This window comes from Desulfobaccales bacterium (assembly GCA_041648175.1).
Classification (GTDB): domain Bacteria; phylum Desulfobacterota; class Desulfobaccia; order Desulfobaccales; family 0-14-0-80-60-11; genus 0-14-0-80-60-11.
The window spans coordinates 123092-137377 of sequence record JBAZPO010000005.1 but is presented as its reverse complement, the minus strand read 5'-3'; the positions used below and the strand labels follow the sequence as shown (position 1 = coordinate 137377).

The window sequence follows — 14286 nt, the reverse complement described above, 5'->3', positions numbered from 1 at the left end:
TCAAAACCATGAAAAATCCGGTAGGGCGGGCGTCCCCGCCCGCCACTCAACCTTGAACTCTGAACTTTTTCGTAACAGGGGGAAGAAAAATCCTTGAGTGCCATCCAGGAACCTTTTGCCGAAGGGGCCTCTCCGGTCCACCGCCTCGACCCCCGGGGCAAAATCGTGGTGGCCGCCCTCTTTGCTGTCCTTATGGCTGTGGCCAAGAGCTATACAGTGGCCCTGGCCGGGTTGGCACTGGCCCTGATCTGGCTGGCGCTGGCGCGTCTGCCGGTAAAACAAGTGCTGGTCCGGCTCCTGGTGGTAAACAGCTTCATTTTCTTCCTCTGGGTCGTGTTGCCCCTGACCTATCCGGGCGAGGTGGTTCTGCGGCTCGGGCCTTTGGCCGCCACCCGGCAGGGCCTGATCTTTACCGGTTTGATCACCCTGAAGTCCAACGCCATCATCATCGGCCTGATTGCCCTGGTCGCCACCGTGCCGGTCGTTACGTTAGGACAGGCAATGCATAATTTGCGCATCCCCGGCAAGTTATGTCATTTACTGCTGTTTACCTACCGTTACCTCTATGTCTTTGAGCAGGAATTTGAACGGCTGGTTCAAGCCATGAAGATCCGGGGATTTCAGCCCCGCACCAATCTCCACACATATCGCTCCTACGCCTATCTGGCGGCCATGTTGCTGGTGCGCAGCTATGACCGGGCCGACCGGGTTTTTCAAGCCATGCTGTGCCGCGGCTTTCACGGAGTCTTCTATAGCCTGCGGACCTTTACCTGGCAAAGTCGCGATTGGATATTTGTGGCGGTATCAATACTGGCGCTGGCCGTGTTGCTCTCTTTGGAGTTGGCGGCGCCCCATCTTGCTATGAGGCTACCATGAGTGAACCATTGATTGAGTTGCGGAACATCACCTTTAAGTACCCCGGGGCCTCCCGGCCGGTTTTTCAGGACTTTAATTATCAGCTTCTCCCGGGCGAACATATTGGCCTCATCGGTCCCAACGGCTGCGGCAAGACCACCCTCTTGCACCTGATCATGGGGCTGTTGCGCCCCCAGGTGGGGAGCATAATTATCCTGGGACAGGAGGTTACGAAAGCCAAGGATTTTGTGCAGGTCCGGCAAAAGGTGGGTCTCCTGTTTCAACATGCCGACGACCAGCTCTTCTGTCCCACCGTTATGGAAGACGTGGCTTTCGGTCCCTTGAACCAGGGAAAGTCGCCGGCCGAGGCCATCGAGATCGCGCGGGAGACCATGGCGGGGTTGGGTCTGTACGGCTTCGAAGACCGGGTGACGTATAAGCTCTCCGGGGGTGAAAAGAAGTTGGTCTCCCTGGCCACCGTCCTGGCCATGCAACCGCAGCTCCTTCTGCTGGATGAGCCCACTTCGGGCTTGGATGAGACAACCAAGCACCGCCTCGCTCACATTCTTAATGATTTGGACATCGCCTACATGATTGTGTCGCATGAAGATGGGTTTTTGGAGCACACCGTCAAGCACTGTTGCCACGTCCATGAACACTGCTGTCAACCCCAAGAGGACAAGGGTTAGGAGAAGTTTGCGTTGTCCTTGGTACAGGCCTCTGACCGCAGTGCCCGCGGCATAGTTTTGCAGGGCTGGCCCCCAAAATTCTGAAGCTGCCATAGGGGTGCGACCGCGTTAAGCAAAAAAATTTATCCTTAAATTAAATTGAGTTGCTTATATAATTACTCATAAAAAATATAACAATCTGTAATTTTATTGTATTAGTGAATCTAATTTAATATATGTAGTGCAACCAAGTTTCATTTAAGGAGGCATTTATGAGAGCATCAAGTCAGGCCCTGATTTGGCCCTGCCTGGTCGCGCTGCTGGTGATGGCACTGGCCATGCCCTTGACGGGATGGGCCGCGCCGGACTCCGGCGCCTCCGAAGAGACTGGCGGCCGCGGCGAAGGCTTCCAGCCGGAGGGCCAGGAAGCAGCCAAGGATGAAGGGAAAAAGGAGGAAGCCAAAGAGGATGAATGCCCCTCCACCTTCGGCCCCATCATCACTGACACCGCCATCCCCATTGAAAAAGGGAAGTTCGCCATTCAGCCCACCTTTGGGCTCAGCTTCGTCAACAACAGCTTGACCCAGAGCTGGCGGCGGGTGTCGGCAGGGGGCAATTTCAAGACTTATAGCATGGATTGGAAATTCACTTACGGCCTGTGGAACAACCTGGAGGTGTTTGCGGTGGTTCCCTATGTCCACAACTGGGCCGGCAGTGTCGATGCGCCGGGGCCCAATGGAGAGCGCTCCGGCAATTTCGGCGGCCTCGGCGATATCAACTTGACCTTCAAATACCGCCTGGTGGAAGAGACCGAGACCAGGCCCACGGTGACCGCGCTCTTTACCACCGATTTCCCCAGCGGCCACTTCAGCCACCTCAATCCCGGGCGCTTGGGAACCGATCAACTGGGAGGCGGGGCCTACGCCTTCACCACCGGCTTAAATATGTCCAAGTTTGTGAAACCATTCATATTTTACGCCAACATCTGGTATACTATGCAAACTGCTTACGATTCCAGGGAAGATAGAGCCGGGCTGGTTTTGGATGAAAACGGCAACCTGGTGGAGGGCGACCCCGTGGCCAGCCAGTTGCGCAACTTTCCCCGGGACTTTGTCACCCTGAACCTGGCGGCGGAATATCCCATCACCAAAAAATGGGTGGCGCTCCTGGAACTCACCAGTTATTGGAGCGGCGGGCGTCTGTTCGGCCACAAGGGCAATCTGCCCCCGGAGGCCTTGATCTCGGTCGCACCGGGCATCGAGTACATGGCCACGGATAAATTCTCCCTGGCCCTGGGGTTGAATGTCGACCTGGCGGGCAAAAACACCGATGCCGCGCTCACGCCGCTCTTGTCCATGGTGTATGCATTCTAATAAAGACTAAAGGAGGACCATCATATGAAACGGTGGCAATCTGTTTTAACGGCTCTGTTGGTCATGGCGCTCTTGGTTGGGGCGTTGCCTCCCCTGGCGTGGAGCCAGGGCCGCGGCCAGGGCTTCCGGCCTTGTCCGTACACGGCCTATCTCTGTCCGGTAAAGGCTGTTTGCAAACCCTTTGACGAAAGCGGCAAGGTGGTGCAGGTGCTCACTGAGAGTTTAGGAGAGGGTATGTACCCGGGCATGGCCATAATCATGGACACCAAGACCCGGGGCCAGGTGCAGGTGAGTTTGGGCCCGATCTGGTATTTGGAGCGCCAGGAGTTTGTGCTCACCCCCGGAGACGAAGTGCGGGTCAAGGGGATGTGCGAACAGGAAAAAGACGGGAAGCTCAAGGTGATCGCTTACGAACTCACCAAAGCGGATTATGTTCTGCACTTGCGGGATTCCCAGGGCCGCCCCAACTGGGAGGCCTGGCGGAAGATGGGGAATTAGTCCCCCCAAAATGCCCCGCAGGCCGTGCCTATTAATCAACCTGGAACGGAGGGAAGTTATGAAACGTTTCTTCACGTTAGTTTTCTGCCTGATACTCGTACTGGGCCTGGCCGGGGTTTGCCAGGCGCATTTCGGCGTGATCCTGCCGGACAAAGCCATGGTGATGCAGGGCGACGACGCTAACCTGGGGTTGACCCTGGCATTCTGCCACCCCTTTGAACAGACCGGCATGGACATGGCCAAACCCAAGAAGTTCGGCGTACTGGCCGGGAAAGAAAAAACCGATCTCCTAAGCACCCTCCAGGAAACCAAGGTTCTGGATAAGCAGGCCTGGAAAACCACTTACGCTTTGAAAAAGCCGGGGGTTTACGCTTTCTATTTCGATCCCACGCCTTACTGGGAGCCAGCGGAAAACAAATATATCATTCACCAGACCAAGACCTATGTGGCCGCGTTCGGGGCCGAAGACGGTTGGGACGAGGAAGTGGGTTTAAAGGCCGAGATCGTGCCGTTAACCAGACCCTTCGCCCTCTATGCTGGCAATGTCTTCCAGGGGGTGCTGAAATTCAAAGGTAAGACCGTAGCCAACGCCGATGTGGAAGTGGAGTACTGGAACGCCGGAAAGAAGGTGACCGCGCCCAATGACTATTTCGTCGCCCAGGTGGTGAAAACCGATAAGAATGGCGTCTTTACCTTTGCGGTGCCCAAGGCGGGCTGGTGGGGCTTCTCCGCCCTGACCACGGAAAAACAGGCCATCAAACATACGGATGGTACGAAAAAAGACGCCGAATACGGGGCTGTGCTTTGGACGCAGTTTACCGATTGGCCGGTGGCGAAATAAGCAAGCGGTGCGACAGATCGAGACCCGGAACGGCTCAGGGCTGGCATGCGGGGCGAGGCTGAAAATGGTCTCGCCCATATATATATCGGATAGAGCAAGTGTTTAGGCCTGCGTAAAAATTTTGGGATAGGGCAGCGGCCTGCAATTTTCTCCAAGCCATTTCTCTGTAGCAAAAATTCTCTCTTATCTGAATAACTCCTCAAGTGATTCCGAAGATAAAATACAGTATTGCATTTTGAGGGTAAACCGAGTAAACCGAAAAAAAATCCTTGACAATAATTACTAATGAGATAGAGTCTCAATTGCAGATGATGAAGCCCGAGAGCGAAGTCTTCCAAGAATTTTTGGCCCAAAGGGGCATGCGAGCCACGCCGGAACGAGAGGCGATCCTGGCGGAGGTCTTTGCCAATCATGACCACTTTGATGTGGAAGAGCTTATTATGCGCCTGCGTCAGAAAGGCCTGCGAATTTCCCGGGCTTCGGTGTACCGCACCATGGCCTTACTGGTGGAGTCCAGCCTGGTGCAGGAAGTCTTTGTCGAGGATGGGCACATGCACTATGAACACATTTACGGACATGAGCACCACTGCCACCTGCGCTGTCTGGGCTGCCGCAAGGTCATCGAGTTCCGGAATGGCAGCGTGGAGGAGGCGGAACAGCGCCTCGGGCAGGCCCATGATTTTGAGGTTACTGGGCACAAGTTGGAAATTTACGGTTACTGTGTAGACTGCCGGGCTCGGCAACGGTGAGGTGTGCCCCCTTTTTTTTGCCATATGATTGAGACAAAGTCTCAATCTCAATAATTTGGAGGTAGATTAATGATGCCGTTAGGACTTTTGGGGTCGGGCGAAAGGGCCCGGGTAATGGAAATTCGGGGCGGCTCCCATGGCTGTCAGAGATGCAAATGTATGTGCCGCCTGGAAGACATGGGCCTGCGCTGCGGCAAGACCGTGGAGATGTTGAGCAACTCCGGCCACGGCTCCCTGTTGGTGCGGGTGGACGACTCCCGCATCGCCTTAGGGCGGGGCGTGGCCATGAAAGTTAGCGTCAGGAGGATAGGGGAATGAATCTGGCAATGTTACGACCCGGTCAACGGGGCACAATCACCACTATCGGGGCCATCGGTCCCATGAAGCGTCGCTTGATGGATATGGGCGTGCTCAAAGGCGTGGAGGTGAAGGTGGAAAAAGTCGCACCCCTGGGAGACCCCATTGAAATCATCGTGAAAAACTACCGCCTGTCCTTGCGAAAAAGCGAGGCCGCGGGCATCGGGGTGGAGGTGCAGCTATGAGCCAGGCCGCAGTCAAGCTCGCGCACCCCGAGCCCGCCAAAGTCCTCACCGTCGCGGTGGCGGGCAACCCCAATTCCGGAAAATCCACCCTCATCAACGGTCTGGCCGGCACCCGGCTCCAGGTGGGCAACTGGCCCGGGGTGACCGTGGAGAAAAAAGAGGCCACCCTGGAGTTCCAGGGCCGCCGCGTCCGGCTGGTGGATCTGCCCGGCACCTACAGCCTGAGCCCCTATTCCGAGGAGGAAGTTATCGCCCGGGATTACCTGGTAGAGGCGCGCCCCGATGTCATCCTGAACGTGGTGGACGCCACCAATCTGGAGCGCAACCTTTACCTGACGGTGCAAATGCTGGAGCTGGGCCTGCCGGTGGTCATGGCCCTGAACATCTATGACGAAGCCCGGAACAAGGGCTGGGAAATCAATCCCGCTCTCATAGAAGAGACCTTGGGGATCAAGGTAATACCCACCGTGGCCACCAAGAAGGAAGGGTTAACGGCCCTCATGGAGGCGGTGCTGGAGGTGGGGGACAACCCCGAAGCTCATGCGCCTCGCCCCCTCAACTACGGCCAGGACCTGGAAGCTGCGGTCGTTGAGGTGGACAAAGAAATCCGCCTGCACTCCCCGGCCCTGGTGGAAAGATACCCCGCCCGGTGGCTGGCCCTGAAACTCCTGGAGTCGGACCCACGAATAGTGGAGGAAACTGGTCTGGGAACAGGCAGCTTCATTTCCCGGGCCGCCAAGCACCTGAAGGAGGCCCATGGGGATGATATTGAGAGCTTGCTGGGCGACGCCCGCTATGCCCAGGCTTCCGGGCTTACCAGGGAGGTCCTGAAAAAGAAGACCACGACGAAACGGGAGTTGACGGAGAAGATCGACCGGATCGTGCTTCACCGCTTCCTGGGTATCCCGATCTTCCTGGCCGCCATGTGGGTGATGTTCAAACTCACCTTCGATGTGTCGAACCCTTACGCCGACTGGATGAACGGCCTAGTGACCGGCCCTTTGAAGCGCTGGGCGGAAGCCCTGCTGGGCCTGGTAGCGGCCCCGGACTGGACGGTGTCTCTGGCCACCGAAGGCGTGTTGGCCGGCGTCGGCTTTGTCATCGTCTTTATTCCCGTAATCTTTGCGATGATGTTTTTTATTACTTTCCTGGAAGGCAGCGGCTATATGGCCAGGGCCGCGTTTGTCATGGACCGGGCCATGCACTCCATGGGTCTGCACGGCAAGTCCTTTATTCCCTTGCTCCTGGGGTTCGGCTGCAACGTGCCCGCGGTCTACGCCACCCGCACCCTGGAAAATCCCCGGGACAAGATTTTGACCGCCCTGCTTATCCCCTTGATGTCTTGCGGCGCCCGCTTGCCGGTTTACGTGCTGTTCGCCGGGGCCTTCTTTCCCGGCCGGGCCGGCACGGCCATCTGGTCCCTATATGTCATGGGCATTGTCATGGCGGTGTTGGTGGGCATCCTGTTCAAAAAGACTCTGTTCAAGGGAGAAAATCCTCTCTTCATCATGGAGCTGCCGCCCTACCGCATGCCCACCCTAAAGAGCCTGATGATCCACACCTGGGAGAAGGGCAAACACTTTCTCATCAAGGCCGGCACCTATATCCTGGCCGTGTCCGTCCTGGTGTGGTTCCTCCTGAACCTGCCCTGGGGGGTGGAACAAAAGAAAGACTCTTACCTGGGCCAAGCCGGGACCGTCATCGCCCCGGTGTTTAAACCCTTGGGATTCGGTAATTGGGAGGCGGCCTCCTCCCTCGTCACCGGCGTCATCGCCAAGGAGATCGTGGTGGGGACCATGGGGGAAATTTACCTTCCCAAGGAGAAAAAGGCTGAAGACGAGAAGCCTCCCACCTTCCTGGAAGATCTGCAAGAAATCGGGGTCTCCTTCCTTTCGGCCACCAAGCAGGCGGGGGAAAATGTCATTTCTTCCTTCGGCGTGGCCAAGCTCTCTGCCGAAGAGAAAGAAGAAACCAAACCCTTAAAGAAAGTTATTCAAGGAGCCTTTACGCCTTTGAGCGCGTATGCCTTCATGGCCTTTGTGCTGCTGTACATGCCCTGTATGATAGTGGCGGTAGCCTTTCGCGATGAGTTCGGCACCTGGAAATGGTTCGGGGTCGCCTTTGCTTACCAGATGGTCCTGGCCTGGGGAGTGGCCCTGGTCATCTATCAGGGCGGCAGGCTCCTGGGATTGGGAGGTTGATATGAGCTGGTATGATCTGTTCTGGGCCGGAGCCATCATAGTCGGGGCCATTTATCTACTGTATCGCTCCATCTGGAAAAAGCGAGGATTCTGTCCGGGGTGTGACGCCCACACCTGCGGGAGTAGGCAGCAGAAGACCGACAAAGGAGAAAAGTCATGGTGAAAATGATCATCAATCTGGTGACCTTGGAAGATGATCTCAAAAATATTCATCATTATGTGGACCATCTGGCGCAAGAGGTTCCCGGCCTGCATGACAACCCCACGGTGGCCGACCTCAAGGATCACCTGAATAATGTGGAGATTCGTCTGCACGAGGCCATCAGGCAGTGGCCGCAACTGGAAATGGATATCTTTGGTTAAACGCTGAATGTATTTGATGGGTCGGGGGGATGCCCTGAGGCGCTCCCCGACCCCAGGATTTGCCGTCATGACCGGACTCAAAAGCAACCGTCACAACCTTGGCGAAATAGACCGCTTCCTCTGCCCCCTGGTGGGAACGTGTCTGACCCTCAAGGAGACGCAGAAAATCGCTCGCCACTTCAAGTATGTGGGAGGCACCTCAGCCTATATACTGCACATCTGGATCATCGAGGCCTGCCGGAAGCTGCCTCCGGTGGCTAAATATGTGCAGAAATTTTTGGATCGGAAATATCGTCTGACCATCACTCGGATAGATGCCTGCGAGGGCCTGGAGTTGAACCTGGCCTGGCAGGAAGCCCTCAAAGAGGGTCAAATCGCCGGGGCCTTCTATGCTATTACCACCCGCGAGGACACCCCGAAGAACGTTTTGAATGAGGTTTTCGGGGATATTCACATGATGTCCCACCTCCAGGGAGCCGAAGCCCGAGCCGAATTGAAGGAATATGGACAGCTGCGGCAGACGAACGAGCTTCTGCAAGATCGGGTGAAACGCTTAACCGGCCAGGTGGAAGCGGTGAAAATAGAGCGGGAAGAGTACAAACGGCGCCTGACCCACAAAGAAGCCGAACTTGCGGACCTGGGGCGCAAATTGGCGCACCTGGAGCAGGAACTCGTCTCCCTGAACACAGGTCAGGAGATCCACCAACTGAGAGCGGCAAACCGGGAGCTCACCGCACGTCTGAGCCAGGAAAAACGGACCCGGGAAAAACTGGAAATGCGTCTCATGCAAGAGACCGTCAGGCAACTACCCGGCATATGTCCAGCGCCGGTCCTGGATGCTCCTTACGAGGCCAGCGGCTCCCCTGAGCAGACCTGCCCCCTGGCCAGTGGGGAGAAATGCCGCCGGTTCTGCAACAAGCTCATCCTTCTGGTTGGTGGTCCGGAGCGACGGGAAAGCCATTATCGCCGCCTGGTGGAACAGGATTTCGGGGGGATTTTCTTGCGCCATGATGGAGATTGCCGCAACGGCCAGGCGCGCCTGGTGAACCTGGTAAAGCAGGCGGAGGTGGTGATTTGCCCCATAAGCTGCACCAGCCACCAGGCCTATCACTGCGCCAAGAAGTGGTGCAAAAAGCTGAATAAACCTTGTGTCTTGATGCTCAACACGGGGGTGGGCGCGCTTACCAGAACTTTGATGGAGTTGGCGCACCCGGCAGGGTCATGCGAAGGGGTCGAAATTTGCGAGGCATAGCCTCAAAAGATTCCTTGAACAGTGGAGGAGCAGCATATAGCGATTGCCAAAAGTTTTTTCCTCTAATTTTCCTCTCCACTTGTGGGAGAGGGAGGGGTGAATAAGAAAAAATTTTTGGCAATGAGCATAGTTGACGGCCCTTTTGGGCGATTTATCGACAAATCTCCAACCAGATCTCTGAGATCGTTGAGGTGAAATATGGCCACTGACTCGAAACTCTTCGTAGAGATAGCCAATGGGCGTCTGCGGTTGGCGCCCCGGGGAACCCTCACTGACGGCGTGGTTAGGCAGATTTTGGGAGCAGCGCAGATCGGCTTCCGAGCCTTTTCGGTACTGGTGGTGGACCTGCAGGAAGCCGGGGAAGTTGACGAAGATACCCTGGCCAGTCTGGAAGCGGGCTTACGGAAATTAATCGCGGCAAAAAAGCATGCCCTGCTCGCGGAGCCGGGGAAATGGATCCTCCAGACTGCTGAAACTTCCAAGGATGCCTGCCAATGTAACGGCAACTGCCGGGATTGCGCTTGCCGGTCTCATGCGGACCAGACGGCCAAAAAGCAGGTCAATACCGGGTAATCTTCAATACCACCACTTCTCAAAGACTTCGTGCCGGCGACGAATCAGGGGGAGCATAAAGCGGGGCAAGATTGCCGGCGGGTCTTGCCTGATTGATTGAACCGATTGAACTAAAAAATTTTTATAGAAGGGGAAGGAGAATGGTTATGAACGTTAAAGCAGGTTTCGTCTTGCTGTGCCTTGGCATGACCCTGTGGGCGGCGCCGGGTTGGGCTAATATATCCGCCGGGGAAAAAGAGGGGCCAGCGGCGGCCGGTGCCAACACCGCCTCGGAGCTTGAAGGCCGCGGTGAAGGCTTCCATCCGGAGGGCCAGGAAGGAGCGAAGGATGAAGGGAAAAAGGAGGAAGCCAAAGAGGACGAATGCCCGGCCACCTTCGGCCCCATTATCACTGATACCGCCATCCCCATTGAAAAAGGGAAGTTCGCCATTCAGCCCACCGGGGGCTTAAGCTTTACCACCAATAACTTCAGTCCCTGGCGCAGAATCTCCGCGGGAGGTGATTTTCAATCCTTGGGAATGAGCCTGAAGTTTACCTACGGCCTCATCAATAACCTTGAAGTCTACACCGTCATTCCTTATATTCACAACTGGGCCGGTAATGTCGATGCTCCCGGCCCGAATGGGGAACGCTTCGCCTCTTTCGGGGGCTTGGGCGATATCAGTCTGACCTTCAAGTATCGCCTGGTGGAGGAGACGCAAGCGGCACCCACAGTGAGCGCCATCTTTACCCCTACGTTCCCCACCGGCCACTTTCGCTTTCTTAACCCTGGCCGATTGGGGACCGACGCCATCGGCGGGGGCACTTACGGCTTTACCACCGGCTTTAATCTCTCCAAGTATCTGAAGCCGTTTATTTTTTATAGCAACGTCTATTATACCCTCCAGACCGATAACACTACCGATGAGGTGGATGAAGAAGGCAATCCCATACAGAGGCGGAACCATCCCCGGGATTTCATCACCGCCAACTTTGCGATGGAGTATCCCATAACCAAGAAATGGGTGGCCCTGTTGGAGTTGACCAGCACCTGGGATGCGGGGCGGCTGATCGGGTCCAAGGCCAACGCCCAGCCCACCGCGCTTGTGTCCTTCTTACCGGGGATCGAATACATGGCCACGGACAAGTTCTCCCTGGCCCTGGGCGTGAACTTCGACCTGGCAGGGAAGAACACCACCGGCAATATAACTCCGTTGCTGTCCATGGTTTATGCTTTTTAATTACAAATCGGGAGGATAAAGATCATGTTTCGACTTTATATCACCATTATTGGCCTGGCCGCGGCCCTGCTTACCATGCTACCCTTGCAAGCCTCAGCCCAGGGCCGGGGCCAGGGCTTCCGGCCTTGTCCGTATACGGCCTATCTATGTCCGGTAAAGGCGGTTTGCAAACCCTTTGACGAAAGCGGCAAGGTGGTGCAGGTGCTCACTGAGAGTTTGGGAGAAGGCATGTATCCCGGTATGGCCATAATCATGGACACCAAGACCCAGGGACAGGTGCATGTGAGTTTGGGCCCGGTCTGGTATTTGGAGCGCCAGGAGTTCGCGCTCACCCCCGGAGACGAAGTGCGGGTCAAGGGGATGTGCGAAAAGGCAAAAGACGGGAAGCTGCAGGCGATCGCTTATGAACTCACCAAAGCGGATTATGTTCTGCACTTGCGGGATTCCCAGGGCCGCCCCAACTGGGAGGCATGGCGGAAACGCTGATCGTTGTCGATGCAAGCCCCGGTTGAGCCTGGGGATAGCGGCTATGCTCTGGGTGGGGGTGGTCATTGCCCCCACCGCCTGCTGTTGGCGGGCACAATTTTGGGGGCCTGGTGCAAGCTTTTCAGGAAGATACGTTGGCTCGCTTGGGCAGCGCCTTTACGGCGGTGGTGACGATTTCCGGAAGAGGCTGCTGTTGCGCACGCGAGGCGCGTGGGTCCACCGTGACCCGCAGGGCCTTCAATCCCTGGGCCCCTTGTAAGTCCTCCAACTCCACATCCTCCGTCTCAGCCTTCAGATAGCCGGCAGCCTGGAGGTAATCAATATATTCAAGGTATTCCGTGCCCTCTTGTTTTTGAGAGTACACAATGGCAATTTTCCCCGGTTGCGTAAGCCGCTCGGAGGCGCCTTTGATTACCGCCTTGTCAATGCGTTTTTTGATGATCTCATGGCGGATATCGTAAGCCCCTGCCACTTCGAAGTGCCGCTCATCCGGGCTAAAAAAGATCGAGAGCGGCGAATCCTGGACCAGAATGAGGTGCGTGGTTTCTAAAGGTACCGACAGACTGCTTTTAATCTCCTCGGTACGCCGCACTACCTCACACATAACCATGAGTTGCCACAGGCGCAGATTTTTCAGGTACATGGGATTGAAATTCCCGCTCTCTGCCATGCTCGCACCGATATATATGGTGTGTTCCACCCCGTCGGTCTTGAGTTTTTCAAAATAGTGGGGGAAATATTCCTGCGCCTTGGCTTCCTCCTGATCAAGATACGCTGCAATAGTTTCATTAATGAGCTTGAGACTGTCCTCAAAGTCTCGCCTGCTCCGGTAGATGGTCTTCATCTCGGGATCCAAAGCGGCCCGGTAGGAGGCTATCCTCTCGGCAACCGGGGCGCCGAAGTTTGCCAATTGGTCAAAAATGGGTTCCATCACCTGCTGGATGAAAAGTGGTTTGGTGGTCTCATCACCCGCATTCAGGCCAATGTTCAACCTTTTGATCTGCTTGTCGATGCGATGGCTGAACGCCGCCAGAATCGGCAAAGGCCGGTGGTCATAGGCGAGCTGCAGGATTTCTCTGGTCAGACGGAAGTGTTCGATGAGATCGGCCTGGATTGCGCCGTTGCGATGGTCGCTGGACATCCGGATATCCGAAACGCCGAAAAGGGGATAGACTTGATGGAACGCAATGGGTTCCAGGGCTGCAACCCCTTCGTCCTTATGCTGGATATAGTGCAGGGCTGCCTGCTGAAAGCGCCATTCCACCGAGGGGTGGATCGCGGTGAACTCCTCTTTGATGACAGCCTGAATTTTTTGATTCAGTTGCTCCAGGCTGCGATTCAAAGCCACGGCAAACAACGGCAGCACCGGGAGCAGGTTGGCCGTGTTCAAGGCGTTCAGCGCTCCGGCGCGGGTTGATTTGAGCGCCAAAGTTCCCAGGAGCCTGTCCTGGTAGAGCAGGGGAGCGACATATATACTCCGGTACCCATGCTCGAGCATGCGCTCTTCCAGGATCGTGCTCTTAGGGTAATAGTGCAGGTCTTCAACGACCAGCGGCTCGCCCTGATCCATCGCCTGGGAAAAAATTGATCCTTTAAATTCACTTCGTTGGTAGTGCGTCGCATTCTGCAGAACACAGGTCGTCGTTTCCGCCTGGTTATGGGCATGCGGCAGGATGAGAATCTGTTCACCCCGGATGGCGGCCAAGCCCAGGGTTAGGTCTTTCTCTTGCAGATAGATCTGCAATTTTTCCTGGAGCCCGGCAAAACCATCCCGCTGAAAAATTGCTTCCTTTTCGAAGAGGTCCCCCTGGAGAGCCGATAACATCTCGCGAGAGGTCACATCCGCAGCCCTGAAAACGCCAAAGCCCTCAAATTCAAAGTTTTCCGGGGGTATCAGTTCCATCCACAATTTCAGGTCACTGACGTTAGCCAGGAGCCGGCTCCGGTCTGCTTCCGTCAAACTCCTGGGCTCTCCGAGCACTTTGATTTCCAGGAATTTTGGATCCAAGACGATATTAAAAAACCGATCCAATCCGGTTTTGGGGCATTGAGCTTTGGCAATCAGGGGATAATCCCAGGTGAGGTCGATGCCGTAGAATTTATTCAGGATATAAATATAGGCCTTGAGGACCCGCCCCCACTGCCACTGATGGGGGTCGATGTTCAATTGCGGCGTAAAACCTTGTCCTTCCATTTTAAACAGGGTCTTGAAAAGCGGTGTGGCATAGAACCCGGTAAACTGGAAAGGCACGAAGGCCGCGGCGCAATCGCTCTCCCAAAACGCCGGCGGGAAAACCACGCTCATCAACAGATCGATGAAGTCCTGGTGATTTTCCAGGATGGTGAGGTCCTCGATGGGTTCCCGTAGCTCAGGGGTATTCTCTAACTTTTTGCGGATAACCGGCCCCAAGGCATTCATCCCGCCTTTGCCTTCGGCCAATAAGCGTTCCCAGAAATCCAGCAGTGGCCTCAGGCTCATTCTGCCCTTGAATGGAAACTCAATTTTCCGGGATTTCATCACGTCCTCTTAATAAAGTTCGAAATGATTGAATATTACGAATAACTTAATCACGTATAACCTCGGATCAAGAGGTCATAAAATGGAAATGTTTCTGGGCGTTTTCTTCAACGAGATAGCGTTCCTATCCTGGCTGGCTGAACGAAG

Annotated in this window: 16 protein-coding genes; 15 read left to right on the top strand and 1 reads right to left on the bottom strand. The window is 55.6% G+C overall.

Annotation, left to right across the window (positions count from 1 at the left end; translation table 11 throughout):
• The first annotated feature begins 93 nt into the window (after positions 1 to 93).
• The 15 genes from cbiQ (at position 94) to WC600_06740 (ending at position 11621) form a co-directional block, all read left to right on the top strand.
• Positions 94 to 876 carry a cobalt ECF transporter T component CbiQ gene (cbiQ, locus tag WC600_06810; protein MFA4902441.1) on the top strand — a complete coding sequence of 261 codons (783 nt, stop codon included), beginning with the start codon at positions 94 to 96 and terminating at the stop codon, positions 874 to 876.
• Positions 873 to 1544 (top strand): ABC transporter ATP-binding protein, encoded by a 672-nt coding sequence (locus tag WC600_06805; GenBank protein ID MFA4902440.1) that lies wholly within the window; start codon positions 873 to 875, stop codon positions 1542 to 1544. Before cbiQ ends, WC600_06805 begins: the two co-directional genes overlap by 4 nt.
• A 251-nt stretch (positions 1545 to 1795) precedes the next feature.
• Positions 1796 to 2896, top strand: coding sequence for a transporter (locus tag WC600_06800; GenBank protein ID MFA4902439.1), 1101 nt, complete (start codon positions 1796 to 1798; stop codon positions 2894 to 2896).
• A gap of 24 nt (positions 2897 to 2920) precedes the next feature.
• Entirely contained in the window at positions 2921 to 3394 is a 474-nt protein-coding gene (locus tag WC600_06795) for a hypothetical protein (protein ID MFA4902438.1), read from the top strand.
• A 58-nt stretch (positions 3395 to 3452) separates the two neighbouring features.
• A complete protein-coding gene (locus tag WC600_06790) occupies positions 3453 to 4235 on the top strand; it encodes a DUF4198 domain-containing protein (GenBank protein MFA4902437.1) in 783 nt (260 codons plus the stop codon).
• Between the two features lie 308 nt (positions 4236 to 4543).
• The gene (locus WC600_06785) at positions 4544 to 4984 is read left to right on the top strand and encodes a transcriptional repressor (protein MFA4902436.1); all 441 of its coding nucleotides are present in this window, start codon (positions 4544 to 4546) and stop codon (positions 4982 to 4984) included.
• A gap of 69 nt (positions 4985 to 5053) precedes the next feature.
• Positions 5054 to 5302 (top strand): FeoA family protein, encoded by a 249-nt coding sequence (locus WC600_06780; protein ID MFA4902435.1) that lies wholly within the window; start codon positions 5054 to 5056, stop codon positions 5300 to 5302.
• A complete protein-coding gene (locus tag WC600_06775) occupies positions 5299 to 5526 on the top strand; it encodes a FeoA family protein (protein MFA4902434.1) in 228 nt (75 codons plus the stop codon). The genes WC600_06780 and WC600_06775 overlap by 4 nt, the downstream gene beginning before the upstream one ends.
• On the top strand, positions 5523 to 7727 hold the full coding sequence (feoB, locus tag WC600_06770) for a ferrous iron transport protein B (GenBank protein MFA4902433.1): 2205 nt from the start codon (positions 5523 to 5525) through the stop codon (positions 7725 to 7727). Before WC600_06775 ends, feoB begins: the two co-directional genes overlap by 4 nt.
• A gap of 1 nt (position 7728) precedes the next feature.
• A complete protein-coding gene (locus WC600_06765) occupies positions 7729 to 7890 on the top strand; it encodes a hypothetical protein (GenBank protein MFA4902432.1) in 162 nt (53 codons plus the stop codon).
• On the top strand, positions 7884 to 8090 hold the full coding sequence (locus tag WC600_06760) for a hypothetical protein (protein ID MFA4902431.1): 207 nt from the start codon (positions 7884 to 7886) through the stop codon (positions 8088 to 8090). Before WC600_06765 ends, WC600_06760 begins: the two co-directional genes overlap by 7 nt.
• A gap of 67 nt (positions 8091 to 8157) precedes the next feature.
• The gene (locus tag WC600_06755) at positions 8158 to 9342 is read left to right on the top strand and encodes a DUF2325 domain-containing protein (GenBank protein MFA4902430.1); all 1185 of its coding nucleotides are present in this window, start codon (positions 8158 to 8160) and stop codon (positions 9340 to 9342) included.
• Between the two features lie 198 nt (positions 9343 to 9540).
• On the top strand, positions 9541 to 9915 hold the full coding sequence (locus WC600_06750) for a hypothetical protein (protein ID MFA4902429.1): 375 nt from the start codon (positions 9541 to 9543) through the stop codon (positions 9913 to 9915).
• Positions 9916 to 10061: 146 nt separating this feature from the next.
• Positions 10062 to 11135 carry a transporter gene (locus tag WC600_06745; GenBank protein ID MFA4902428.1) on the top strand — a complete coding sequence of 358 codons (1074 nt, stop codon included), beginning with the start codon at positions 10062 to 10064 and terminating at the stop codon, positions 11133 to 11135.
• Between the two features lie 24 nt (positions 11136 to 11159).
• Positions 11160 to 11621: a hypothetical protein gene (locus tag WC600_06740; protein MFA4902427.1), complete on the top strand. Its 462-nt coding sequence runs from the start codon at positions 11160 to 11162 to the stop codon at positions 11619 to 11621.
• 121 nt (positions 11622 to 11742) lie between these two features.
• On the opposite strand, the gene WC600_06735 is transcribed toward WC600_06740, so the two are convergent.
• Positions 11743 to 14139 (bottom strand): GAF domain-containing protein, encoded by a 2397-nt coding sequence (locus WC600_06735; protein ID MFA4902426.1) that lies wholly within the window; start codon positions 14137 to 14139, stop codon positions 11743 to 11745.
• Positions 14140 to 14286: the final 147 nt, after the last annotated feature.

Bases quoted from the DNA above. Each gene is read 5' to 3' on its own strand.
- WC600_06765 (MFA4902432.1), top strand. From the start codon at position 7,729: ATGAGCTGGTATGATCTGTTCTGGGCCGGAGCCATCATAGTCGGGGCC.
- WC600_06735 (MFA4902426.1), bottom strand. From the start codon at position 14,139: ATGAAATCCCGGAAAATTGAGTTTCCATTCAAGGGCAGAATGAGCCTG.
- WC600_06760 (MFA4902431.1), top strand. From the start codon at position 7,884: ATGGTGAAAATGATCATCAATCTGGTGACCTTGGAAGATGATCTCAAA.
- WC600_06745 (MFA4902428.1), top strand. From the start codon at position 10,062: ATGAACGTTAAAGCAGGTTTCGTCTTGCTGTGCCTTGGCATGACCCTG.
- WC600_06780 (MFA4902435.1), top strand. From the start codon at position 5,054: ATGATGCCGTTAGGACTTTTGGGGTCGGGCGAAAGGGCCCGGGTAATG.
- WC600_06755 (MFA4902430.1), top strand. From the start codon at position 8,158: ATGACCGGACTCAAAAGCAACCGTCACAACCTTGGCGAAATAGACCGC.
- WC600_06740 (MFA4902427.1), top strand. From the start codon at position 11,160: ATGTTTCGACTTTATATCACCATTATTGGCCTGGCCGCGGCCCTGCTT.
- WC600_06785 (MFA4902436.1), top strand. From the start codon at position 4,544: ATGATGAAGCCCGAGAGCGAAGTCTTCCAAGAATTTTTGGCCCAAAGG.
- feoB (MFA4902433.1), top strand. From the start codon at position 5,523: ATGAGCCAGGCCGCAGTCAAGCTCGCGCACCCCGAGCCCGCCAAAGTC.
- WC600_06795 (MFA4902438.1), top strand. From the start codon at position 2,921: ATGAAACGGTGGCAATCTGTTTTAACGGCTCTGTTGGTCATGGCGCTC.
- WC600_06800 (MFA4902439.1), top strand. From the start codon at position 1,796: ATGAGAGCATCAAGTCAGGCCCTGATTTGGCCCTGCCTGGTCGCGCTG.
- WC600_06805 (MFA4902440.1), top strand. From the start codon at position 873: ATGAGTGAACCATTGATTGAGTTGCGGAACATCACCTTTAAGTACCCC.
- WC600_06790 (MFA4902437.1), top strand. From the start codon at position 3,453: ATGAAACGTTTCTTCACGTTAGTTTTCTGCCTGATACTCGTACTGGGC.
- WC600_06750 (MFA4902429.1), top strand. From the start codon at position 9,541: ATGGCCACTGACTCGAAACTCTTCGTAGAGATAGCCAATGGGCGTCTG.
- WC600_06775 (MFA4902434.1), top strand. From the start codon at position 5,299: ATGAATCTGGCAATGTTACGACCCGGTCAACGGGGCACAATCACCACT.